Annotated in this window: 20 protein-coding genes and 1 pseudogene; 9 read left to right on the plus strand and 12 right to left on the minus strand. The window is 46.3% G+C overall.

The genetic code is table 11. The features are described from left to right. Positions 1-78: 78 nt before the first annotated feature. A complete protein-coding gene (locus QUA24_RS19385; RefSeq protein ID WP_333231376.1) occupies positions 79-1,002 on the plus strand; it encodes a fused MFS/spermidine synthase in 924 nt (307 codons plus the stop codon). A 528-nt stretch (positions 1,003-1,530) separates the two neighbouring features. On the opposite strand, the gene QUA24_RS19390 is transcribed toward QUA24_RS19385, so the two are convergent. The 3 genes from QUA24_RS19390 to QUA24_RS19400 form a co-directional block, all read right to left on the minus strand. Beyond that, positions 1,531-1,959 (minus strand): heavy metal-responsive transcriptional regulator, encoded by a 429-nt coding sequence (locus QUA24_RS19390; protein WP_333158165.1) that lies wholly within the window; start codon positions 1,957-1,959, stop codon positions 1,531-1,533. Positions 1,960-2,062: 103 nt separating this feature from the next. Then, entirely contained in the window at positions 2,063-2,356 is a 294-nt protein-coding gene (locus tag QUA24_RS19395; RefSeq protein WP_333158163.1) for a hypothetical protein, read from the minus strand. 354 nt (positions 2,357-2,710) lie between these two features. After that, the gene (locus QUA24_RS19400) at positions 2,711-2,881 is read right to left on the minus strand and encodes a hypothetical protein (RefSeq protein ID WP_172186391.1); all 171 of its coding nucleotides are present in this window, start codon (positions 2,879-2,881) and stop codon (positions 2,711-2,713) included. A 167-nt stretch (positions 2,882-3,048) separates the two neighbouring features. Here QUA24_RS19400 and QUA24_RS19405 point away from each other — a divergent pair, with 167 nt between their 5' ends. The 3 genes from QUA24_RS19405 (at position 3,049) to speA (ending at position 7,258) form a co-directional block, all read left to right on the plus strand. Continuing rightward, positions 3,049-3,639: a DUF3611 family protein gene (locus QUA24_RS19405; protein ID WP_333158160.1), complete on the plus strand. Its 591-nt coding sequence runs from the start codon at positions 3,049-3,051 to the stop codon at positions 3,637-3,639. 147 nt (positions 3,640-3,786) lie between these two features. Beyond that, positions 3,787-4,938, plus strand: a complete 1,152-nt coding sequence (locus QUA24_RS19410) for a helix-turn-helix domain-containing protein (protein WP_333231379.1) — start codon at positions 3,787-3,789, stop codon at positions 4,936-4,938. A 310-nt stretch (positions 4,939-5,248) separates the two neighbouring features. After that, on the plus strand, positions 5,249-7,258 hold the full coding sequence (gene speA / locus QUA24_RS19415) for a biosynthetic arginine decarboxylase (RefSeq protein ID WP_333231380.1): 2,010 nt from the start codon (positions 5,249-5,251) through the stop codon (positions 7,256-7,258). Positions 7,259-7,387: 129 nt separating this feature from the next. On the opposite strand, the gene QUA24_RS19420 is transcribed toward speA, so the two are convergent. The 8 genes from QUA24_RS19420 to QUA24_RS19455 form a co-directional block, all read right to left on the minus strand. Then, positions 7,388-8,551, minus strand: a complete 1,164-nt coding sequence (locus QUA24_RS19420) for an NDP-sugar synthase (protein WP_333216205.1) — start codon at positions 8,549-8,551, stop codon at positions 7,388-7,390. A gap of 320 nt (positions 8,552-8,871) precedes the next feature. Beyond that, positions 8,872-9,687 carry a segregation/condensation protein A gene (locus QUA24_RS19425; protein ID WP_333231382.1) on the minus strand — a complete coding sequence of 272 codons (816 nt, stop codon included), beginning with the start codon at positions 9,685-9,687 and terminating at the stop codon, positions 8,872-8,874. 73 nt (positions 9,688-9,760) lie between these two features. After that, positions 9,761-10,150 (minus strand): LapA family protein, encoded by a 390-nt coding sequence (locus tag QUA24_RS19430; RefSeq protein WP_333231384.1) that lies wholly within the window; start codon positions 10,148-10,150, stop codon positions 9,761-9,763. Between the two features lie 200 nt (positions 10,151-10,350). Beyond that, entirely contained in the window at positions 10,351-11,175 is an 825-nt protein-coding gene (locus QUA24_RS19435) for a DUF3153 domain-containing protein (RefSeq protein ID WP_333231386.1), read from the minus strand. Positions 11,176-11,388: 213 nt separating this feature from the next. Further along, positions 11,389-12,693, minus strand: a complete 1,305-nt coding sequence (locus QUA24_RS19440) for a TldD/PmbA family protein (protein ID WP_333231388.1) — start codon at positions 12,691-12,693, stop codon at positions 11,389-11,391. 166 nt (positions 12,694-12,859) lie between these two features. Further along, positions 12,860-13,495: a hypothetical protein gene (locus tag QUA24_RS19445; RefSeq protein WP_333231390.1), complete on the minus strand. Its 636-nt coding sequence runs from the start codon at positions 13,493-13,495 to the stop codon at positions 12,860-12,862. Positions 13,496-13,572: 77 nt separating this feature from the next. Further along, the gene (locus tag QUA24_RS19450) at positions 13,573-14,094 is read right to left on the minus strand and encodes a tetratricopeptide repeat protein (protein ID WP_333034929.1); all 522 of its coding nucleotides are present in this window, start codon (positions 14,092-14,094) and stop codon (positions 13,573-13,575) included. 47 nt (positions 14,095-14,141) lie between these two features. Further along, positions 14,142-14,501 carry a single-stranded DNA-binding protein gene (locus tag QUA24_RS19455; RefSeq protein WP_333098950.1) on the minus strand — a complete coding sequence of 120 codons (360 nt, stop codon included), beginning with the start codon at positions 14,499-14,501 and terminating at the stop codon, positions 14,142-14,144. Between the two features lie 330 nt (positions 14,502-14,831). Between QUA24_RS19455 and QUA24_RS19460 the strand changes: the two genes are divergently transcribed. The 3 genes from QUA24_RS19460 (at position 14,832) to mreD (ending at position 17,296) form a co-directional block, all read left to right on the plus strand. Next, the gene (locus QUA24_RS19460) at positions 14,832-15,839 is read left to right on the plus strand and encodes a rod shape-determining protein (protein ID WP_006632285.1); all 1,008 of its coding nucleotides are present in this window, start codon (positions 14,832-14,834) and stop codon (positions 15,837-15,839) included. Positions 15,840-15,926: 87 nt separating this feature from the next. After that, positions 15,927-16,733, plus strand: coding sequence for a rod shape-determining protein MreC (mreC, locus tag QUA24_RS19465; RefSeq protein WP_333231392.1), 807 nt, complete (start codon positions 15,927-15,929; stop codon positions 16,731-16,733). Further along, entirely contained in the window at positions 16,730-17,296 is a 567-nt protein-coding gene (gene mreD / locus QUA24_RS19470; protein ID WP_333231393.1) for a rod shape-determining protein MreD, read from the plus strand. The genes mreC and mreD overlap by 4 nt, the downstream gene beginning before the upstream one ends. A gap of 52 nt (positions 17,297-17,348) precedes the next feature. Here mreD and QUA24_RS19475 read toward each other — a convergent pair whose 3' ends face one another. Then, on the minus strand, positions 17,349-18,140 hold the full coding sequence (locus tag QUA24_RS19475; protein ID WP_333231395.1) for an HAD family hydrolase: 792 nt from the start codon (positions 18,138-18,140) through the stop codon (positions 17,349-17,351). Positions 18,141-18,386: 246 nt separating this feature from the next. Between QUA24_RS19475 and argB the strand changes: the two genes are divergently transcribed. Next, the gene (gene argB / locus QUA24_RS19480) at positions 18,387-19,298 is read left to right on the plus strand and encodes an acetylglutamate kinase (RefSeq protein WP_333034924.1); all 912 of its coding nucleotides are present in this window, start codon (positions 18,387-18,389) and stop codon (positions 19,296-19,298) included. 365 nt (positions 19,299-19,663) lie between these two features. Continuing rightward, positions 19,664-21,139: pseudogene (locus tag QUA24_RS19485) on the plus strand (transposase). Positions 21,140-21,175: the final 36 nt, after the last annotated feature.

The following is a 21,175-nucleotide window of genomic DNA, read 5'->3' on the forward strand; positions in this document are numbered from 1 at the left end:
AAAATCTAAAATCTAAAATCTAAAATCTAAAATCTAAAATCTAAAATCTAAAATCTAAAATCTAAAATCTAAAATCGTATGACTGATTATAAAGGCGATCGACAAACTAGCAATTTAGCAGCTATTCACCAACAAATCAATTGGCTTCAGCAACAGCCAGACGGCATCCTATTTCAACAAAACTCCGGCGCCAACTGCATCGCCGTAAAAAAAATAAACTCCGTCCTCTTACTGCTTTTAGCAGACAGAGAAACCTTAATCACAAATGTAGCTCAATCAATCCTAGACCTCAACAATCCACTAAATTTAATCTTTCCCTATTCCCAAGCCGTGCTGCTAGCATTAGTATGGAAAACTCACCCAAAAAAAATCTATGTAATTGGATTTGGTGGCGGCACCCTCCCCAGAATTTTTCACCATTATTTCGCTAACGCGATAGTCGAATGTACAGATATTGACCAAAAAGTAGTCGAAGTAGCTCAAAAATTTTTTGGCATTCAATTCGACGACAGACTCAAAGTAGCCATTCAAGACGGGCGCGAATATCTAGCCCAACAAGATTCCACAGTAAAAAACGATATAATTATCGTGGATGCTGGTTTTGGCAGCGGCTATATGCCCTATAAATTGGTGACACAAGAATTTTACCAACTCTGCAAAACTCGCTTGTCAAGTGCAGGTGTTCTAGTTGTCCACCTGTTCCACAAACAACAGTTTAATGCGGCAGCGGTGAAAACGATTCAAACTGTGTTCGCACAAGTTTATATATGCAATTTAGAAACCGGCAACACCGTTGTCATTGCGACTAATGCTCCCGATTTAGCTAAAAATGAAATTTTCTTGAAAGCCGAACTTATTCAAGATTTCCACAATTTAGGATTTTCCTTAATAGAAATGTCGCTCCAGCTAAAAAAAGTAGCCCAATTCCCGGAATGGGTGAAAATTTGGGAAACGCTGCCAATTTTTACAGATGCTGAAATACCCGCCGGATATTTGGACTGATAAATATAGCCTTTCTCAGAAAGATGAGGTACTCATGGGCATAGGGCATAGGGCATAGGGCATACCTCACTTTTTTGAGAACCGCTATATACACAATTAGAGCTGTTAACCGAATCCGACAAAAAACTCTAATTGTAGGGTGCTTATGGGGGCACCATCGGGCTGTAGGATGCTTATGGGCGCAGCATCGCTATGTCTGTAGCAAATCCCAATCAGTCCACAGTTGATACTACGAAACATCGCTCTAAAAAATACTTGACAGTGAAAATCTGGCGGTGTATTATAGAAGTAGTGCAAACAATTAAAAATATGAGACTAAAAAGTTGGGAGTCTCCTCGCAGCGAGGGCAGAAACTCCAAAGGTAAAGGCGGCTCAGCCAGGGCTCGGCAACTCAAAAAGCAACAGCAAACTCTGCGAAAACAGTTAAAAGCTCAACACGATCGACAAAACCACCCACAAAACCACCCACAAAACCATCAAGGGAAGGAAACCCATAATTCCTTCCCTTTTTTTGTATCTTTCCGCTGCTCAATCCCGCTGAATGTTCGGACAAATCGTGCTAGTAATGCTCGCCTGCGAGGGTTGCTCTTGCCAGCAGTTGAGAATGCCTTGCAATTCCCCCTTCAAAGTTTCTAAGGCTGCAATTTGCACGGAAATTTCCTCTACCTTAGCCGTTAGATGCTGCTTCGCTTCAGAGCAAGGCAAGTCTCCCCGATCGCGAACCTGTAAAATATCCTTAATCTCCTGAAGGCTCAAACCCAGAGCCTGAGAGCGTTTAATAAACGCCAACCTGTTGAATACGGTTTCGCCAAACAAGCGATAACCAGCGGGCGAGCGCTTTACCGCAGGAGACAGCAAGCCCATCTCCTCATAGTAACGAACAGTTTTCACCGACAAACCACTACAGGCAGCTACAGAGCCAATTTTGTACAGTTTCTCGGCAACAGAAATATTCATAAACCAAGCATCCAAGATCGAAAGACTTTCTTGCCCTATCTTTTAGTGCCTCAGATCCAGGGAGTCGATCGGCACATCGCCCAGTCACCATTGCCCGGTAATCTTAATAAGGAGGATTTTTTTTAGACACATTAAGCACAGGCAACTGGGGGCGAGAAGACTGAGGAGGAAGATAGTATTCAGGAGCAGGTGCGGTTTGTTCGGCTCCAGAGCGGTAAAATTGCCACCAGCGGAGAGCCATCGCCACCCCAGCGGTGCCAAGCCCAAAAGCCAATAAAGAGCCACTCGCACCCATGCTGCCGATGGCTGCATCGACAACGCCCACTGTCACAACAAAGCTGGTAATTGGCTCTTTACGGTAAGCTGACCTCAAAAGTCGCGTCCACGAAGCATTCATTTGGTTTTACTCTGTTCTATATTTATTTACAAGCTCTAAAACTTAGAGTTGGCGGAACGATCGGGATTTCTAGCTCAAAGACTAGCTTCACCTAAATTAATCTTCTCGCCTGTGGGGAATTGTACGGGAGCGAGGCAAAATTGCCAAGCTTGTAAAATCAAAATTCCACCCCATATATACCTCCAAAAGCCAGCTATTGCATTCGGGAACAGATCTCTCTCGACAGAGAACTCGCTGGGCTTGTTTCTAATTAATATTTTAATCAATTCCCGAATTTGTCGCGGTCAGCAGCAGTCACACCCGCGGCCGGAAGAGTCAAGACAAAGTGTAAGGCTGACCGCGCCATTGCTAAAATTAGTTGAGACCTAACCAGGACAGCAAGCCCTGGCCTGTGACATACTCGATAATTAAAGTTAGAGAAAAACCGATCATCGCGGCTCGACCGTTAAGGCGTTCCGCGTAGCTGTTGAAGCCAAACTTTGGCTGTTCCAGTTTGGGAGTGACCGTGGGTTGTAGTTGTGTCATTGCTTTGGGTACCTGGCGATCGACGCTATTCAAATGTGAAATCCAATGTTAGTTACAAATCTTAAACATTGCTACTTCTATTATAAAGAGGGTTAACCGCCGTCAACCGTCCCCGAAGAGAAAAAACTGCTGCCAACTAATGCCAATTAATTATACCCGCTCAAAATATGACTAATCAGTTAGATAACGATAAGCTTCCTGTCGCCGTACAGCGAGTAGCCTTTGCCCTTCGTACAACAGGCTGGGTTTGCTTCTGGGTACAGGTAGTGCTAGGGGTGGTAGCGGCGATCATTTTGCTCTTTGCCATCCCCTTCGCCCTCCCCAGGGCTAACGCCGCTGCGGGTTCAACCAGTGCCGGCACCGGCGGCGGCGTATTTTTTGCCATTTGCGGGCTGGCCGTACTCGCTTACAGCATATATCGCTCTTTCCGCTTCACCCGCTTGTCGAGACAACTGCGATCGCCCGCTAACGCTGTCCGCCCCAAAAAAGCAGACACCATCAAAGAGGTGCGGCTGGCACTGATGAGCAACTTATCAGGAATGGTGCTGACGCTGATCGGCGCAGAAGCCATCAGCGGCACGCTTTTAGCCAAATCTCTAGCTCAGCCGCAAGCCTTGTTCGGTGCCGCAGTTGATTTGGGCCGATTTATTCAGCCCCTAGATATATTTGTGGTACTCGCCAATACTCACGCCACTGTTGCCCATTTTGTCGGGATTTTCGGGGCTCTGTGGTTGCTCGATCGCATCCACAAGCAATAGTCCTGGGTGAGGGGCAACCGATGCCCGATGCCCGATGCCCGATGCCCGATGTCCGATGCCCCACTCTCCCCCAACCTACATCCGGAATCACTGCCAACCTGTCGAAGAACGTACTCAGATACCTTCTACCAAGACAACATGAATATCATGGCACTGAAACCCGAGGCTTATTTTGGGGTGACAGATCACCCAACTATTGAAATTTCTCAAGAAAGTTTTCGTTCTGTCCTAGGTCAAATAGAAGCTGAACTCGTATGTAGCGACACCTATAGCCAAGCTCTAGCTAGCTTGCAAACAATGTTGGGTGAAGCAGCCTCCGCTGCCGAAATTTTAATTAGAGCAGTTAGCAGAGAAGCCGTCAAGCTCGCATTCGATCGATTTCCCAAACAAAACAAAATTGAACCGCAAGTAGCCCCAGAGAGTTTTACTGCTGTAAGTCCCGCCATTGAGACGGTGACAGAAATTCAAGAATTGGAGCCACCAGTAGCTGTTCCTGTCTTCTATTGGCGCAGCGCTAGTGTGGAAGCGCCGCCCCAAACCGAGTCCGACACAGAAGAAAATTCCGATCGAGAGACTGACACTTCTGAAGACAGCAAACAAGCGCCCCAAGACGAAATTAAAGTCGAGTCTGCTCCACCTGCAACTGTCACCGTCCCCGGAAAATCCTTCCCAGGGTTTGGTTTTCCCAAAAAGCCGAAAAAACTCACCAGGGAAGAAGAAGCAGCAATAGCAGTTCAACAGCGAGAAGAGTGCCTGCGGGAGTTGGGTGGAGAATTGCGTAAGGGACGGCAAGTTCGCTCCCTATCTCTGCAGCAACTCCACAGTCAAACTCTCGTGCCGCTGCACCACATCGAATCGATCGAAAATGGCGAAATCGACAAACTGCCCCAAGATATTTACGTTAGAGGTTTTATCCGCAGACTGGGCGACGCCTTGGGACTAGACGGCAGTGCTATGGCGAATGCTTTGCCCAAACCCGCTCCGAGTCCAATTCCCAGTATGTATGTGTCTGTTTCCGATTCCGACTCAAGCGAAGGCTTTCAAATGCGTCCGGTGCATTTGTACATCGGCTACACCGCTTTGATGGCTGGGGCTGTAGGGGGCTTGGGTTGGCTGTCGCAGCAACCCGTGGTGCCAGGAGCACAGGCAGTACCTCCAACGCAGGTGACACCGCCAGCCTCAGTTGCACCGGCTCAGAAGACCCCAGAAAAAGCACCTCAACCCGGCTTGAAAAAGTCTAGCAACGGGGGATTGAGGATGGGGGCTGACATGGCGCCGCCGGAGGTGATTTTTGGTTAGTGTGTGTCGGGCGAGCGATCGTCCGACCACTCTCTTGGTGCAGGTGAACTCGGAAACCTGGTTTCCGAATTCACCTCCATACGGATACTTGCTTGAAGAAATAAGTCCAGCAGAGCAATTAGGGTTGAGATTTTAGTTCAATCCCCCACCTTCATCGATCTGTAGAGTCAATTCTAAAATCTAAAATCTAAAATCTAAAATCTAAAATCGCCAGCCCGTGTACCCAAAGTGAATTTTCAACTGCATCAGGAAACCCGATATGTGCGATAAACTATCTATTTGACCACTCCTCAAAGAGGTTTCCGATAAGATGAGTTCCCCAGCCACCGCTGCTTTCTCCGATCTCGATCCGCTATCGACTCACTCGCCAACAGTCACGAGTTTGGCTGCACCAGACACTGCTTTGGTAACGGCGGCTGAACTGCCAAAAGCATCTTGGACAATAGAAGATAGTGAGAAACTCTACCGAATTCAAGGTTGGGGCGAACCGTATTTTTCGATCAATGCAGCCGGTCACGTTACAGTGTCTCCCAAGGGCGATCGCGGCGGTTCCCTCGACTTGTGCGAACTGGTAGACTCTCTCAAACAGCGAAATTTGGCTTTGCCCCTGCTGATTCGATTTTCTGATATTTTGGAAGACCGGATCGAGCGCTTAAATTCTTGTTTTGCCAGAGCGATCGCTCGGTACAATTACAAAAATGTCTATCGCGGTGTGTTTCCAGTTAAATGCAACCAGCACCGACAATTAATTCAAGATTTGGTGCGTTTCGGTCAACCTCATCACTTCGGACTGGAAGCCGGATCTAAACCGGAATTAATGATAGCTTTGGCGACATTGAAAACTCCAGGCGCTTTGTTAATTTGTAATGGTTACAAAGACCGCGAATACATCGAAACTGCTATTTTGGCGCAGCGGCTAGGCCAAACTTCCGTAATTGTGCTGGAGCAAATTGAGGAAGTAGAACTCGCTATCGCCGCGAGCAAAGCATTAGGAATTAAACCGATTTTGGGAGTGCGAGCAAAACTCACTACCAAAGGCGTTGGCCGCTGGGGAGGCTCCACGGGCGATCGGGCAAAATTTGGCTTGACAATTCCTGAAATTATCCGCGCAGTCGGCGAACTAGAAAAAGCTGGAATGCTCGATTGTTTGCAGTTACTGCACTTTCACATCGGCTCTCAAATTTCCTCAATTAGTGTCATCAAAGACGCCATTCGAGAAGCCAGCCACATTTATGTAGAATTAGCTAAATTGGGAGCTAATATGAACTACTTGGACGTAGGCGGCGGACTCGGCGTTGACTACGACGGCTCTAAAACAAACTTCCACGCTTCCAAAAACTACAATATGCAAAACTACGCTAACGACGTAGTAGCGGGAGTGAAAGATGCCTGCGACGAGCGGAAAATCCCAGTTCCCATTATCATTAGCGAAAGCGGGCGGGCGATCGCTTCTCACCAATCAGTGTTAGTTTTTGACGTACTCGGTACTAGCGATGTCCCCAGAGAAGTACCCGAACCAGTAGACGAAAACGCCCACCAAATTCCGCGCAATCTCTACGAAATTTACCAATCTATCAGTCCCGAAAATTACCAAGAAGTTTATCATGATGCTATCCAATTCAAGGAAGAAGCAGTCAGTTTATTTAACTTAGGCTATTTGGGAATTGCGGAACGGGCAAAAACCGAACAGTTGTACTGGGCTTGCTGCGATAAAATCCAGAAGATCGCGCGGCAAAAAGAATATGTATCTGACGATTTGGAAGACTTAGAAAAGGTGATGGCCTCCATTTATTACATCAACTTATCGGTTTTCCAGTCAGTACCAGACAGTTGGGCAATTAACCAATTATTCCCAATTATGCCAATTAACCGACTCGACGAAGAACCAACTCAACGCGGTATTTTAGCTGATCTTACCTGCGACAGCGACGGCAAAATCGACCAATTCATCGATTTGCGAGATGTAAAGTCGGTTTTGGAACTGCATACTCTCAAACCAGGAGAACCGTACTATTTGGCGCTATTTTTGGGGGGTGCTTATCAAGAAATTATGGGCAACCTTCACAACTTATTCGGCGATGCAAATGCAGTTCATATTCAGCTAACACCTTCTGGCTATCATATCGAACACGTTGTGAAAGGAGACACTATGAAAGAAGTCCTCAGCTACGTACAGTATGATTCAGAAAATTTGGTTGAAAGCATCCGCCGTCAGACAGAAGCAGCTTTGCAGCAAAATAAAATTACTCTTTCCGAGGCCCAGCTTTTGCTGCAAAATTACGAGCGGAGTCTCAGCCAATATACTTATCTTCAGTCTTAAAATGTAGGGTGCAACCTAAGCACATTACCAGAATTAAAAGCTGAGATCATAAACGTAAAAGTAGGGTGCGCCTAGCGCACCTTACCTTGATCCCTTAGCAATTGCCAATTAGCAATTAGCAATTAGCAATTATGCACCATGACCGAGAATTTCAGATATCGCCCGCCGCTCTTCTCCCTGCTGAGTTGGTAAAACTTGGCGCGCGTCAGTAATCAGCCAATCGAGAGCCGCCGCTTGCAAATCGATCGCAGCCCCGGTTTTATCAACGCAGTAGCGCCCGAACACCAGTTTGTCAACCAACCGCACCTCCGGGCCCAAACGAGAATACTCAAAAATCACGCTGTTTTCCACAGTGGCGCCACTGCAAAGCCAACAGTTTGGACCAATCATTGTCGGGCCGACAATTTTTGCTCCATCCTCAATGATCGTCATTCCACCAATGTAAACAGGCCCAGTAATATCAACCTTATCCCAGTTGACAGCTACATTCAAACCAGCATAAATGCCGGGGCGCACTTCAATTCCCGGAATCGAAACATTTTTAACTTGTCCCAGCAGCACGCTCTGAATTGCCCGCCAATAGTCAGGAACTTTGCCGATATCCACCCACTCAAAGTCCATGCTAATCCCGTAAAAAGGTGCGCCTTCTGCTACTAGCTTGGGAAATAACTCCGAACCGATATCATATTCCTGACCCGAAGGGATGTATTTGAATATTTCCGGTTCAAAAATATAAATACCAGTGTTAATGTCGGTACTCAGAGCTTCTTCTACAGAAGGTTTTTCTTGGAAAGCTTTAACTTTGCCAGACTCGTCTGTTACCACTACTCCGTAACTGGGAACCTCTTCGCGGGGAACCGATTTCATAACAATAGTAGCGATCGCCCCTTTTTCCCGGTGCCACTTCACAGCAGCAGTCAAGTCCAAGTCAATCAAAGCGTCGCCGCACAGCACCACAAAAGTATCGTCAAAAAACGGCGAGAAGTCCTGAATTCGTTTCATGCCACCAGCCGAACCGAGAGCCTCTCCAATCAGTTCTCCCTCCTCAATTCGCCCTTCAAAAGAATAGGCAATTTGTACCCCAAACTTTTGACCGTCACGGAAGTAGTTTTCAATCACGTCTGCCAGGTGGGAAACATTGACCATAATCTGGTCAAATCCGTGCTGGCGGAGCAATTCAACCAAAAACTCCATCACTGGCTTTTGCAGGATGGGAATCATCGGTTTGGGTATTGTCTGAGTAATAGGACGGACGCGAGTGCCTTTACCGGCCGCCAGAATCATCGCTTTCATTCTTAACTTCCTCAACCCTCTGTTAACTGATATCAACTGAACAATTAGATGCTAGCGGTTGCGATCGTCGAATCGATCGAGCGCGGCAAAATCCTGACCTGTTTATAGGCGACATCGTACCAGGCTATCAATGACTCTTCCCTATTTGCTTGATTTAAGAAACCAGGAATCGGGAATCAGCAAAAACTTCGCACTCCCGCTGTCCGCATTCGAGACTCAACAGCAGAATGTCGGCGAGCGAGGTTCTGTCTGGAATTTTAACCGACGCAGCGGCACAGTTATTAGTTTCGCTTCGCCCGATAACCTAATACCCTGCAAGCTCAAAGCGCGCGGATTTTGAGGTCTTGATAAAACTCCTCTTGAAGCAACTCTACTTTAGACTGAGCCGATAGCAGCAACAACGCCCAAAAAATACCCACGCGGTCATGATTTGGCAAGTGAACTTCCCCAGTCGATACCGGGTGTTCTGGGTTGACAGGAGAGTGCAAATCGTTATGATGCCAGAGCTCTAGCAATTTGTCCAAGTCCAGCCAACCCTCGTCAATTTCCGCGCCCCGCTGATTCAGAAACCGTTCGAGTTCACTAGCAGTTTCTACGAGATTTTCTTGGTGAGCTAGCTCAAAGATAGCCTGTGCGGCTTGCGATCGCATTTTTGAGGTAGGGCGGCGTCGGGGAGTAACTGTCTGCTCCATTGCTGCTTTCATTAGCTGCAACTGCTCAATCAGTTCTGGGAGAGTCACCGGGCGTTTTTGCGGTAGTTGAGCTACACCGCGACGGCGCAATTGTCGCTCTAAATGCTGTGGCAAGTGTCGCCCGCCTGAGTGTTCTGCGTCTTCTACTGCCGGCTCGTCGGCCGAGTCGGGATTCGCGGGGGGTTCGGAGAGGACGATACTTTCTGCTTTGAGCAACACCAGCATTGAAGCGTACAAAAACGCTTGGCCGGAGTGGGACAAATCGGAGAAATCCTTACTCTGATCGGCATCGCAGGCGTTCGTAAGCTTGCTCAGACATCGATCGAACACTTCAATTACCTTAACGTCCCAAGGATCAATTTCTCCCCGTTCGGCTAGGTCAATTAAAATTGCGATCCCCTCAGAAATCGTTTCTAACCCATCTTGGTCTCGGGAAACGGCCATTCGATTTTAGATTTTAGATTTTAGATTTTAGATTTTAGATTTTGCCTCTGGGACAACGAGAGAGCATATCAAATTAATTGGCGGTTATTTCAACAGCTTTGGCCTCAATGGCTGCTATTTCTAAACTTATCGGTTCTGCACTTTCTAACAAAGGTTGTTGGCCTTCTACTCCGACTCTATAGCGTTCAAGATTTTGTTCTAATTCCTGAATCCGCTGCTCTTTTTCGCGAACTTGGCGAATCTCTTGGCGCAACGCGAGGGTTCGCTGCATTCTCGACCACAGACTGAACAGCCACGCTAGTGTTGCCCCTAATCCGGTCGCTACAATTAGTTCTACGCACAGAGGAGCTTTAACTTGGACGCCTTGGATAACTTGAATCGCGACTGGCTGTGTATTTTCGATGCTGAATAATACTAGAGCCAAGCAAATCAGAAAGATGAAGAAGAAATTTAGCGATCGCATTTTCTCTGTTCCTAATTCTCAATTCAGGTTAAGCAAATTATTTACCATTTGTCAACTTTTTTTTGGCAGATGTTCTCAGTTTTGTTGATAAGATAAAATCGGGTCAATCAACCATACTATCCGGGGAGGGGCGGGTTTATTGGAGTTCTGAGAGTTGATTGAAGATATTGGTTAACCCGCCCCTGCAGGAGATATCCTCTTTAAGTTTGACCGATGTTTTGGGGTTTCTTTCCGATTCCCAGTGCTGGCAATATTTTATATTTCAAAGCAATGCCCGCGGCTACAAACAAGGCAATAATCAGCGCCCCAATTCCTACGGGACTGGGAATCCAGAATATCGCCTCCAAATAGTTAACTTCTCCGGGTTTGAGCTTCCAAACTAACTGTTTTCCCTGCTGATAGCTTTCGGGAACCAGCGCACCGGCGACTGTTTCAATACTTTTTGCGCCCCAAGGCGTGTTCAAGCTAAAGTCTAGTTCCAAAAGTCCCCCCGGACTCAGCAGCAGACTGCCATTAGAAGAAAGCAGTGAAAGAGAGCGCAAATCCAATTCCAAACTCAACCGATTTCGCAGCACCAATAACAAATTATTCTGCTTGACACTGAGGTGAGATTCAAACTTCGGCAAATCGGTTTCTAGCGGACGTGCAACCCGAGATTTTGCGGTTGGTGCGATCGGATTGTAAAATTGGTTGAACTTGTCTTGCAACTCGGCTCCATTATTGAAAGGAATCCTCACTAGAACTTCTGTGGGGGAAACCCGTTTAGTTTTTCCGTCCAGCAACCTCACCCGGCTTTCTACGCTTTTCAACCATTCTGCAACAGTTTCGCTGCTGAAGCTCGTCAACCTTTCCCCTAGTTTTATGTGCTGCACGATTTCGCCACGAGTTTGACTCTCAAAGTTGACCCCGACATCGTACTGAACGCATCCAGTCACTAGAGTTAAAAGGCAAAAAACCAAAGGTAAAAGAAAGAAAAAGTGCTTTTTCTTCTTCCCCGTTCCATCCTTGACATTTTGCTCTTTCATTATAAACTTTTCCCTATTTTTACCTATTTGCATGAATTAGCAAAGCGTTGAATTGCCGACACTGTTTCTATTTTTGTTTAACTGGTTCCTAGGCTCTGCCTGGGAACCCATGTCCAGAGGCTTTGCCTCGCAAGCTTTCATCCAAATTCGAGGCAGAGCCTCACGATCTGTATTACCAGGCTCTGCCTGGTAACGAGTAAAACCGCACTGAATTTATTGCCTGGAAGCTACACCCAAATGTTGAAACAGTATACTCGGCAAATAGGCCGCACCGCCTACCCATTCGGCTTCGCTGCTCAAATCTGCCAAATTTTTAAAGGCTTCAAAAATGCTGCCTGCCACCATTGTATTCTTGACGCGGCCGACAATTTTGCCTTTTTCTACTTTATAACCTAAGTCCAAATTGACCGAAAATTCGCCAGCTAACTGATTGGACTGGCCGGCACCTAAAACCTGCTCTACTATTAGACCTTCGTCCATGCTAGCAATCAAGTCTTGAGTGGCGGTATTTCCTGGGGAAATGCAAAAGTTAGTCAAATCAGGGCCTGGGCGAGACAATCCGCCACGAAAACCGTTGCCGGTTGATTGTACACCGGCGCGAGCGGCCCACCTGCGATCCCAATAAAATCCGGTGACAGTACCTTTGTCTATCAAGATTTTGCGGGTGGTGGGCGTACCTTCGTCGTCAAAGGGACAAGCAGAAGGGCCTAAAGTGGGGTCTTCAAAAAAGGTAAAGCGTTCGTCAAATAAGGTTTCGCCGATTTTGTCGGCTAGGGGAGAGGCTTTTTGAACTACTGCTTGACCTGAAAGGATGGTATCAAAGAGGCCGCCGAGGGTGCTAGCGGCGGCTCTGGGAGTAAATAATACTGGGTAGGAACCGCTGGTGATGGTGGCTGAATGTTCGGCGAGGCGGTATTTTTCGAGGAGTGATTGGAGGATGCTGTCGGTATCCAGGGCACGATCGCGCGCAACGTCGTAACTGTATGCTTGCATAAAGTCTTCTCCCTTTACCAAATTTCCCGAGATCGAGCCGCTGACTATTTGGCTGCTTCTTTCGGCATACAAATCTCGCGTCGTGGCAATTTTCACGCGGCCACTGCGGACGTGGAAACCGACATCTACCATAATATCGGGATTGTAGGCGTGAACTTGCTCAATCAGGTTTTTGCCGTTTTCGACTAATTCTTGAGTTGTGGGCGGAGTGTAGGTGGTTTCCGGGCCTTTTAGGTGGAAGTTGGAGGCGAGTTCAAATTCTGCGGGGTCGCCGATTTCGGCTGTTTGAATCGCTGCATCGACTAAATCGTCTATCCGCGTTAAGTCTGTGGAACTGGCAAAACCGATTTTGCCGTTGTAAATCAGCCGGAGTGCGACACCTTGCAGTGCTTTGGTTTGCAGGGATTTGAGGCGATTGTTTTCAAATTCGATCGGGGTGTCTTGACTCGACAGGTAGTATACTTCAGCGGCATCCGCGCGTTGAGATGCCAATTTTAATATCTGTTCTATGGTTGAATCGCTCACAATAATCGCCTTTCTGGTTGGGTCTTTTTTTATTTTAGCAATTATCGCTATTCAACTTCTGACTCCTGCCTCATGCTCGATCATTAATCCGTGTATCCGTGTCAAAAGCACTGGTGGTGTCTTCCTTATTTCTTCATCCTAACCTGCGCTACATCCGTTACATCCGTTAAATAATCCGTTGCCGAACTTCCTTCTCCTCTAATTGTAATTCACACTGTTTAAAAACATAGTTAACTGCTGCAAACAGCCGATCTAAGTCCTGAATTGTATAGAAAATTTTATTTTGAGTAAACATTTCTAACTTGAGCTTGCCAAACTGCCACATTGCCCCATTAGAAACAATCCCAAAGATAGTTTGTTCTGGTTCATTGTTAAGTCGTTGCACGGCGATCATTTCTGCCAAACACTGCCCCCATCCTTCATCAAATGCGCTCTCTTTCTTGGCTTCAACTAATATGAAATAGGGCTTGTCAAAAACTACTGTGCCGAGGGGGGAGCGCTTCGCCAATATATAATCTGGAATTCCTGACAGATTCTCATTATAGACTAAGGTTTGGTGACTCCAGAGGAGAAAATTACTTCGATAATTTTTCCAAACTTCTTTTAATACAGGATAAATGATATTTTCACAAATGGCGATTTCCGAGTTGTCAAATACTCCCTCATTGAAAATCAATTCTAATTCATTCCTAAAAACGTCGCTGACTGCAAATTCTGTTTCGACAATGAAATTATCCCTTCTGCAATTAATTTGGAATTCTTGGGCGACCGCGCTGATACTTTTATAATTGCTAAAAGGCATTGCTTAACTTCTCTCAGTAGGGGTAAGGTGCGCCTCGGCGCACCCTAGAGATAGGGTTTGTGCCAATGAAAAAATGATTAATAACTAAGAAATAAGCCGCCTAAAATTAGCCCGATAGCAATTAACGCCACCCAGATAAACCTATTATCTTTCGTATTAACCTGACTCAAATCTACAGGCTCTGGTACGACTGGCTTGGGTTTAGCGTACTTGATATCAGCGTTCGGATTGGCTTGAAAACTGATTGATTGATTTTCATCTAAAGCTGCCAAATCAGGGATTTTCACCATCCATTCAGGAGGGATAGTGAGTTTGGGAGCTTCGAGAATGAACAGCAAGCGCTTTGCTTGTTGGCGGGTTTCTTGGCGGGGATGGCGGGTGAGCTTGCGGCAAAGCTCGATCGCCCTTTCTGTATTGCCAGAGGCTTCGTAGGCTGTCACAAGCCACATCTGCACCTCACCGCCCAACCGGGAATTTCGATCGACTAAACCGGTAGCTGTTTCTAAACTCTGCACAGCTTGAGCATACCGGCCACTCTCAAAAGCTACTTGCCCAGCTTGGTACTCAGTTTGAACAATTTCTAACTTTTCTGAAGTCACGAGCACCCACCCAATTCACAAATATTAATTCCCAAATTCCCCAAACGCTAGAATTCGCTGTTGTGTTGCGGCATACCCGACTCGTTGTCGCGTTTGGAACCCAGCAAGTCTAAATGGTCTACCTTAATTACCGGCTTTGAGCGATTTGAACCGGTATTGCGGTCTTGCCAGCGATCGAACTTCAAAGAGCCTGTTACGCCAATTAGAGAGCCTTTGCGAACGTAGTCAGCAGCAATCTGCGCTGTTTTGCCCCAGATTTCCAGATTAAACCAGTCTGGTTGATCGCTGTTCTTGGTTCTGCGATTCACTGCCAGCGTCAAACTACACTTAACTGTACCCGACTCAAAATACTTAACGTCCGGGTCGCCGCCGACGCGGCCTACTAAAGTCACAACATTAAGACTCATAAACTTTTTTGGGAATGTGGTCGATCGGTGATGTAGTTAAACAGTCCACACGCGCATTAGCCTCCAAACTGAACTTGGAACAACGCTTGTGAGGCTTCATCCTGATTGTACACCCAGTTAGCAGAACATATTGATAGTGGATGATTGGCGAGTCTGCGCTCAACCTGAGCTCGACAATGTACATTTCTGACTAGACTCAGGATGAAAAACGTAATAGAATCCACCTCGGTTACACTTTTGTAACAACATTATTGCACACAATAGTATTTTAGTTTTTGGGGGGGGTACGAATCAGTGGGTCTTCTCAATCGATTTTCGTTATCTAGAGATATGGGTATCGACCTCGGTACTGCTAACACGCTCGTTTATGTATCGGGCAAAGGTATTGTTCTGCAGGAACCTTCTGTAGTGGCGATTGACCAAGATTTAAAAATACCGCTGGCTGTTGGAGAAGAAGCTAAGAAAATGCTCGGGCGCACGCCAGGGAATGTCATAGCACTGCGCCCGCTTCGCGACGGGGTAATTGCAGACTTCGATACGGCGGAATTGATGCTCAAGACTTTTATCCGCAGAGTTCACGAAGGCCGAAGCTTAGTTTCGCCGCGGATAATTATTGGCATCCCCAGTGGTGTCACTGGAGTCGAGAGGCGTGCTGTCATTGAGGCGGCGACTCAGGCCGGTGCTAGAGAAGTACGGTTAATTGATGAACCCATCGCTGCGGCGATCGGAGCTGGACTGCCTGTTGCTGAGGCGACTGGCAATATGATTATAGATATAGGCGGAGGTACGACGGAAGTTGCGGTTTTGAGTTTGCAAGGTACGGTGATCAGTGAGTCTGTGCGGGTAGCCGGCGACGAACTCAATGAGGCGATCGTCCAATACATGAAAAAAGTTCACAATTTGGTCATCGGCGAACGCACTGCTGAAGAAATTAAGATTCAGGTGGGTTCTGCATATCCAACTCCAGAGGATGACGACGTAATGATGGAAGTGCGGGGCTTGCACTTACTGTCGGGTCTGCCGCGAACTGTTACTATCAAAGGCCCAGAAATTCGCGAAAGTATGTCGGAACCGCTTTCAGTAATTGTGGAAGCTGTCAAGCGTACTTTGGAACGCACCCCCCCGGAACTAGCAGCAGATATTATTGACAGGGGAATTATGCTGGCTGGTGGTGGGGCGCTGATGAAAGGTTTAGATACTCTGATCAGTCACGAAACCGGAATTGTCACTCACGTAGCGGCCGATCCGCTGTGCTGCGTGGTTTTGGGAACTGGTAGGGTATTGGAAAACAAACAGTTGGAACGGGTTTTCAGCGGGCAGTCGTCGCGTAATATGTAGTTAAAAAATTTGGGATTGTGGATTCAGAAATACGGCTGCAATCTCAAATCTAAAATCCTGACTTAACAATTTTAGATTAGTGAAATTATGCTAAAAAATACATTCCGAAAGTGGTGGGATCTGCGGCTGCAAATTGCTCTTTTAGGTTTAGCTGTAACTGCCGCTTGGGGAGTTCGACAAACACAAGGTGCGGCAGTATTTGAAGTTTACAATTGGGTGACTCGTCCGTTTCACGCCAACGGCTCTGGGCAAGAGGAACTCATCTCGGCGCGCACTCAAGAATTGCAAGCGCAGCTATTAGAAGTAGAAAATCAAAATCAGAAGCTAAAAGAGCTTTTAGGTTACGTTTCGGGTAAGAAACCTCAAGGAATTGTAGCTCCTATTGTCGGTCGCAGCGCCGACCACTGGTGGCAGCAAGTAACCTTGGGCCGCGGCAGTAAGGATGGCATCAAAACAGATTTTACTGTGATGGGTCCCGGCGGTTTAGTAGGCAGGGTTGTCAGCGTTACTCCTAATACTAGCTTGGTGCTGTTAGTCAGCGACGCTACGAGTCAATTGGGTGTGGGAATTACCCGCAGTCGCCACATGGGTTTTATGCGCGGGAAAGGCGGAAATCAGGCGGTGATGGAGTTTTTTGAGAATGTTCCCAATGTCAAGCCTGGGGATGTGGTTTCAACTTCTTCTTACAGTCAGTTGTTCCCTCCTGGTTTGCCTGTGGGAAAAGTGGTTTCGGTGGATATGAATAAAACTCCGGCTCCAGAAGCTGTGGTTGAGTTCTCTGCACCGATGAATTCTCTGGAGTGGGCGGTCGTTTACCCCCACTCTAAGCAAGCCGAACCGAAGGATTCGCAGAGTCAATCTTCAGCAGCATCTGAGGGAGCACAGCAACAATGAAAGCTTTATCTCGGATGTCTTCGCGATCGCGCCAATTTCTCAACTTCGCAGTTACATTTCTATCTGTGATGCTGTGCATACTGATATTGCCCACTCGGATGCCGGGAATGGAATTGCTGGGAATTGGACCTAACTGGCTGTTAATTTGGTTGGTAGCTTGGAGTATTAAGCGGAAACGTACAGTTTGGGGAGCTGCTAGCATGGGCTTGGTTTTGGGGTTTCTTCAAGATGCGATGACGGCTCCTCATCCCAGCCACGCTGTGAGTCTAGTTGTTGTAGGAGTCTTAACAGTTGTTTTGCAGAAAACCTGGTCGATTCCGGCAGATATTGTTGAGAGAGATCCGATTCCGATCGCGCTAATTGTGTTTGGGATGGCGGTGGTAGCGGAAACGGTGATGGGGCTGCAATTTTTTACTATGGGCGATCGGGCTTTACTGGAAATTTGGAGCTATCACCAGCGAGTGGCTTTGTGTTCTGCTATTCTTAGCAGTCTTTGGGCTCCGGTGATTTATTTTCCGCTCAATCGCTTATGGGAAATGACCAGGAATGTAGAAAAACCTTAGTCATTACTCATTACTCATCATTCATCAGTTAACAGTCAACAGTTAAGTGTAGTCATTCTACTATTAGTTGTTGACCGGAACCTAATAAGTGATGAACGGCAATAATCAAGTCGCTGAGAATTAAATTAGGCTGATGCTTTTGCAGTTGATAGCGACTGCGAATTCCGCAGGTAACGGCAATTGTAGGTATTCCCAATGCTTTTCCTGCGAGGATGTCTGCTTCTGTATCTCCGATCATCCAAGCCGAACCCAGCGATGACTCAAATTCTTCTGCCACTTCAGCCAACAATTCAGTTTTTAAGGCTGTATAGTTGTGATAGGCGGCATCCGCCATCTGAGTTCCGCGAATGCTGGTAAACAGTCTGGCTAAACCGTAATTTTGTAACAGTTGAACGGCTTGATTTCTCGGCCGCAGGGTGACTAAAATCAGCCGCACGCCGCGGGAGTGCAGAAGTCCGATCGCCCATTGCACTCCCGGCTGGATGCGATCTAAGTGCAACAAGTCTGGTTGATTGACAAGGTGACTCACGCATCCTAGAAAAACGTGAATTTCTTCTCCCGACAAGCCGGAACTTTTGGCTATTTCAGCATCGGGTACTCGGTTTTGTTTCATTTGCCAAAACTGCTGTTTGCTGAGGATTTGAAGGTTGAGGTTGATTCCCCGATCGAGATAAGCTGCTTGAGTATCGGCCAATCCCTGTTGATAGGTGGCATAGTAGCGATCGGACACATCGACTATGGGCCCGTCTAAATCGCAAAATACCGTCATCCGGGGGGACGACTCAGCCTCTGATGGTAGCTTGTACTGAAGGTTTTCGGAGTCTTGGGCGACAGCAGTTAACATAAAACGTTAAGTAAATCTAGGGAGTTATACATTTCTTGACTGTAGCAAAAAATGTATAAGTTATAATACATAAATTTTAATGCTTTTATTAAAAAAACCTATGAATTTTTTGAGGATGGGGTTCAATAAAGGCGATCGAGCCTGTGCGTCCATAACTTCAAGGGAAAAAGTGATTTTTGTGGCTGTTAATATGTGCTTTAGCCATTAAAGTTTAGAATTAAGTTTTTAGTCTTTTGTAATTTACCCATGCTCAAACAAAGCGATTTTGTTAGGAATTCGGACACTAATCGAGTAGAGGTGCTGTCCGAAGCACTGCCTTACATTCAACACTTTGCCGGTCGCACCATAGTCGTCAAATATGGCGGTGCGGCGATGAAAGATAGCAATCTCAAAGACAAGGTGGTTCGGGATATTGTGCTGCTAGCTTGCGTGGGGATGCGTCCGGTTGTGGTTCACGGCGGCGGCCCTGAAATTAATATTTGGCTGGAAAAATTAGGGATTGAGCCACAATTTAAGGATGGTTTGAGAGTGACTGATGCGGCGACAATGGAAGTTGTAGAAATGGTTTTAGTGGGGAAAGTAAATAAGGAAATTGTTTCCTTAATCAACCAAGCTGGCGGCAAAGCAGTGGGATTGTGTGGCAAGGATGCCAATCTGATTCAAGCTCGTCCAGATGGCCGCGAGGGAATTGGGTTTGTGGGTGAAGTTAGCGGGGTGAAAATCCAGATTTTGGAGTCTTTGGTGAACAGCGGTTATATTCCGGTGGTGTCGAGCGTGGCAGCCGATGAAAACGGTCAATCTTACAACATTAATGCTGACACGGTGGCTGGAGAGATTGCGGCTGGTTTGGGAGCGGAAAAGTTGATTTTGATGACTGATACTGCGGGAATTTTAGAGGATTATCACAAGCCGGATAGTCTGATTGCTAAGTTAGATATTCAAGAAGCAAGAGAGTTGGTTGAGTCGGGAGTTGTCTCTGGGGGGATGATTCCGAAAGTTAATTGTTGTGTGCGGAGTTTGGCTCAGGGTGTGAAGGGTGCTCACATTATTGACGGTCGAATTCCTCATGCTTTGCTGCAAGAAATATTTACGGATGCGGGGATTGGGTCGATGATTGTGGCTTCTGAGTTTAGCAGCGCGAACTTAAGGCCTAAGTAATGGGTAAATCCTAGCGTGGGGAGGGCGGGTGCGTGAAAGGTGTAAACTCGCTGCGATTGCGTATATCCTAACTAAACCTGCCCCTAAAAACCTTGAGAAGGTACTTCGGGGAAATTACTTCAACTAATTCTAACCCTTGTTGAATTTCAGCTTTTCTGAAACTATGATAAAACGCTTTAGAGTTTTGGATGCTGTTGCGCTTCTTAAGCCGATTTCAAATACGCGATTAGCGCTAGTGGAACCAGAATACGCATTTATTTTTAGAGCATCGGTTCAGTATGCGGTGTTGACAAAACAGACGGGAAATGATAAGTGAATTGAGAAGCATGTTAAATTCTCACAATCAGAAAGAAGGAAGAAACCTTATGCGTCCTCCCTTATGGCATCCTCCAATTGAACTCTCAGAAACAGAAGCGTTGATTATCAAGCGCATTAAACGAGCCAAGTTATTCACGTTTCTAGGGCTCAACCGTTCATTCATATTTAATGATGAGTTTCAAGAAGAACTTGCTACAATTTTTAAAGACAGCACAGTAGGTCAGGGCCCAGTTCATCCTGCACAAATTGCTCTGGCAATTATTCTGCAAGCCTACTTAGGCATTTCTGACGATGAAGTAATTGAAGAAATGCTCATGGATCAACGTTGGCAGTTAGTTCTCGATAAGGTGGATTTGGCTCATCTCAACTGAAAGCAGCTTTAGATTTCTCACCTTTATGGGGAGCTGGTAAAGTCGAAGATACATATAATCTCTTGGGTCATGATGAGCGTAAGACGGTGAGTATGATAGCTGCTGTGCAGGGGCGGGAGCCAGCAGAAATTGCCCTGGAAGCAGGTGCACCCATCCTTAATAGTTCTAGCTTAAAAACGGCCTATAATTTAAACTAGGATAATCCAGTAGAGCGTCAAAATGCACTCTTAATTATCCTAAGTAGCTTAAATTCAGTGGAAGAATGGATGCAAAGCCAGTCTAATTGTGATGAATTTGAAGTAGTCCAAGAGACTCTGGATGTTGCCCGAGTGATTGAATCTCAGAATGTAACTTTCGATTCACAAGGCGTTCCGAGTTTAAGTAAAGGGAGCGCCAAAGATCGTCGCATTTCTATTGAATACCCCGAGATGCGGCATGGGCGTAAAAGCCGCTATAAAAAAATAGATGGATATAAACGCCACGTTCTTAAAGATTTAGAGAGTGGTGTAGTTTGCGCGGTGGCGTTGACACGCGCCAATACTCCAGAATCCGCTGCTACAATTGACCTATAACGTGACTTAAAATTTCAAAATATTCACCTATCTGAGTTACATATCGATCGGGCTTATTTATCTAGTCATTGGGTGATACAACGGGATGATAAATTACAAATATTTTGTAAGGCGTGGCCGGTCAAAAATTCTCGATTATTTGATAAAAATTATTTTTTTCTTGACTGGGATACGCATTTAATTAGCTGTCCTAATCAGGTAAGTATCCCATTTTAACCCGGAAAAATTGTTCATTTTCCTCAGAATGAATGTGCAATTTGTCCTCTGATATCTGGTTGCACGAATAGTAAAAGATGACGGAGTGTATCAATTCATCCTGATGAAGCCTTAATGCAAGAGTTGCGAGCACGTCAATCCACTGCTATTGGTCGCCAAGAATTGAGAAAACGTACTACAGTTGAACACTCTCTGGCTCATATTGGCCATTGGTAGGGGAATCGTGCTCGGTATCGAGCGACAGCGGAAAAATCTCTTCGATTTACGGCGAGTCGCTGTTGTTCATAATCTTCATGTCATTGCTCGAATGGATCAGGTTCGGCCAATTAAACCGGGCCTAGAGTCTAACTCATTGACCGGGTAATTGCATACATCTCTTTTCTTGTCAACTCTTAATACT

The organism is Microcoleus sp. Pol12B5 (assembly GCF_036701335.1).
Taxonomy (GTDB): domain Bacteria; phylum Cyanobacteriota; class Cyanobacteriia; order Cyanobacteriales; family Microcoleaceae; genus Microcoleus.

Excerpts from the sequence above, each read along its gene's own strand:
- QUA24_RS19385 (WP_333231376.1), top strand. The coding sequence starts at position 79 with ATGACTGATTATAAAGGCGATCGACAAACTAGCAATTTAGCAGCTATT.
- QUA24_RS19390 (WP_333158165.1), bottom strand. The coding sequence starts at position 1,959 with ATGAATATTTCTGTTGCCGAGAAACTGTACAAAATTGGCTCTGTAGCT.
- QUA24_RS19395 (WP_333158163.1), bottom strand. The coding sequence starts at position 2,356 with ATGAATGCTTCGTGGACGCGACTTTTGAGGTCAGCTTACCGTAAAGAG.
- QUA24_RS19400 (WP_172186391.1), bottom strand. The coding sequence starts at position 2,881 with ATGACACAACTACAACCCACGGTCACTCCCAAACTGGAACAGCCAAAG.
- QUA24_RS19405 (WP_333158160.1), top strand. The coding sequence starts at position 3,049 with ATGACTAATCAGTTAGATAACGATAAGCTTCCTGTCGCCGTACAGCGA.
- QUA24_RS19410 (WP_333231379.1), top strand. The coding sequence starts at position 3,787 with ATGGCACTGAAACCCGAGGCTTATTTTGGGGTGACAGATCACCCAACT.
- speA (WP_333231380.1), top strand. The coding sequence starts at position 5,249 with ATGAGTTCCCCAGCCACCGCTGCTTTCTCCGATCTCGATCCGCTATCG.
- QUA24_RS19420 (WP_333216205.1), bottom strand. The coding sequence starts at position 8,551 with ATGAAAGCGATGATTCTGGCGGCCGGTAAAGGCACTCGCGTCCGTCCT.
- QUA24_RS19425 (WP_333231382.1), bottom strand. The coding sequence starts at position 9,687 with ATGGCCGTTTCCCGAGACCAAGATGGGTTAGAAACGATTTCTGAGGGG.
- QUA24_RS19430 (WP_333231384.1), bottom strand. The coding sequence starts at position 10,150 with ATGCGATCGCTAAATTTCTTCTTCATCTTTCTGATTTGCTTGGCTCTA.
- QUA24_RS19435 (WP_333231386.1), bottom strand. The coding sequence starts at position 11,175 with ATGAAAGAGCAAAATGTCAAGGATGGAACGGGGAAGAAGAAAAAGCAC.
- QUA24_RS19445 (WP_333231390.1), bottom strand. The coding sequence starts at position 13,495 with ATGCCTTTTAGCAATTATAAAAGTATCAGCGCGGTCGCCCAAGAATTC.
- QUA24_RS19455 (WP_333098950.1), bottom strand. The coding sequence starts at position 14,501 with ATGAGTCTTAATGTTGTGACTTTAGTAGGCCGCGTCGGCGGCGACCCG.
- QUA24_RS19460 (WP_006632285.1), top strand. The coding sequence starts at position 14,832 with ATGGGTATCGACCTCGGTACTGCTAACACGCTCGTTTATGTATCGGGC.
- mreC (WP_333231392.1), top strand. The coding sequence starts at position 15,927 with ATGCTAAAAAATACATTCCGAAAGTGGTGGGATCTGCGGCTGCAAATT.
- mreD (WP_333231393.1), top strand. The coding sequence starts at position 16,730 with ATGAAAGCTTTATCTCGGATGTCTTCGCGATCGCGCCAATTTCTCAAC.
- QUA24_RS19475 (WP_333231395.1), bottom strand. The coding sequence starts at position 18,140 with ATGTTAACTGCTGTCGCCCAAGACTCCGAAAACCTTCAGTACAAGCTA.
- argB (WP_333034924.1), top strand. The coding sequence starts at position 18,387 with ATGCTCAAACAAAGCGATTTTGTTAGGAATTCGGACACTAATCGAGTA.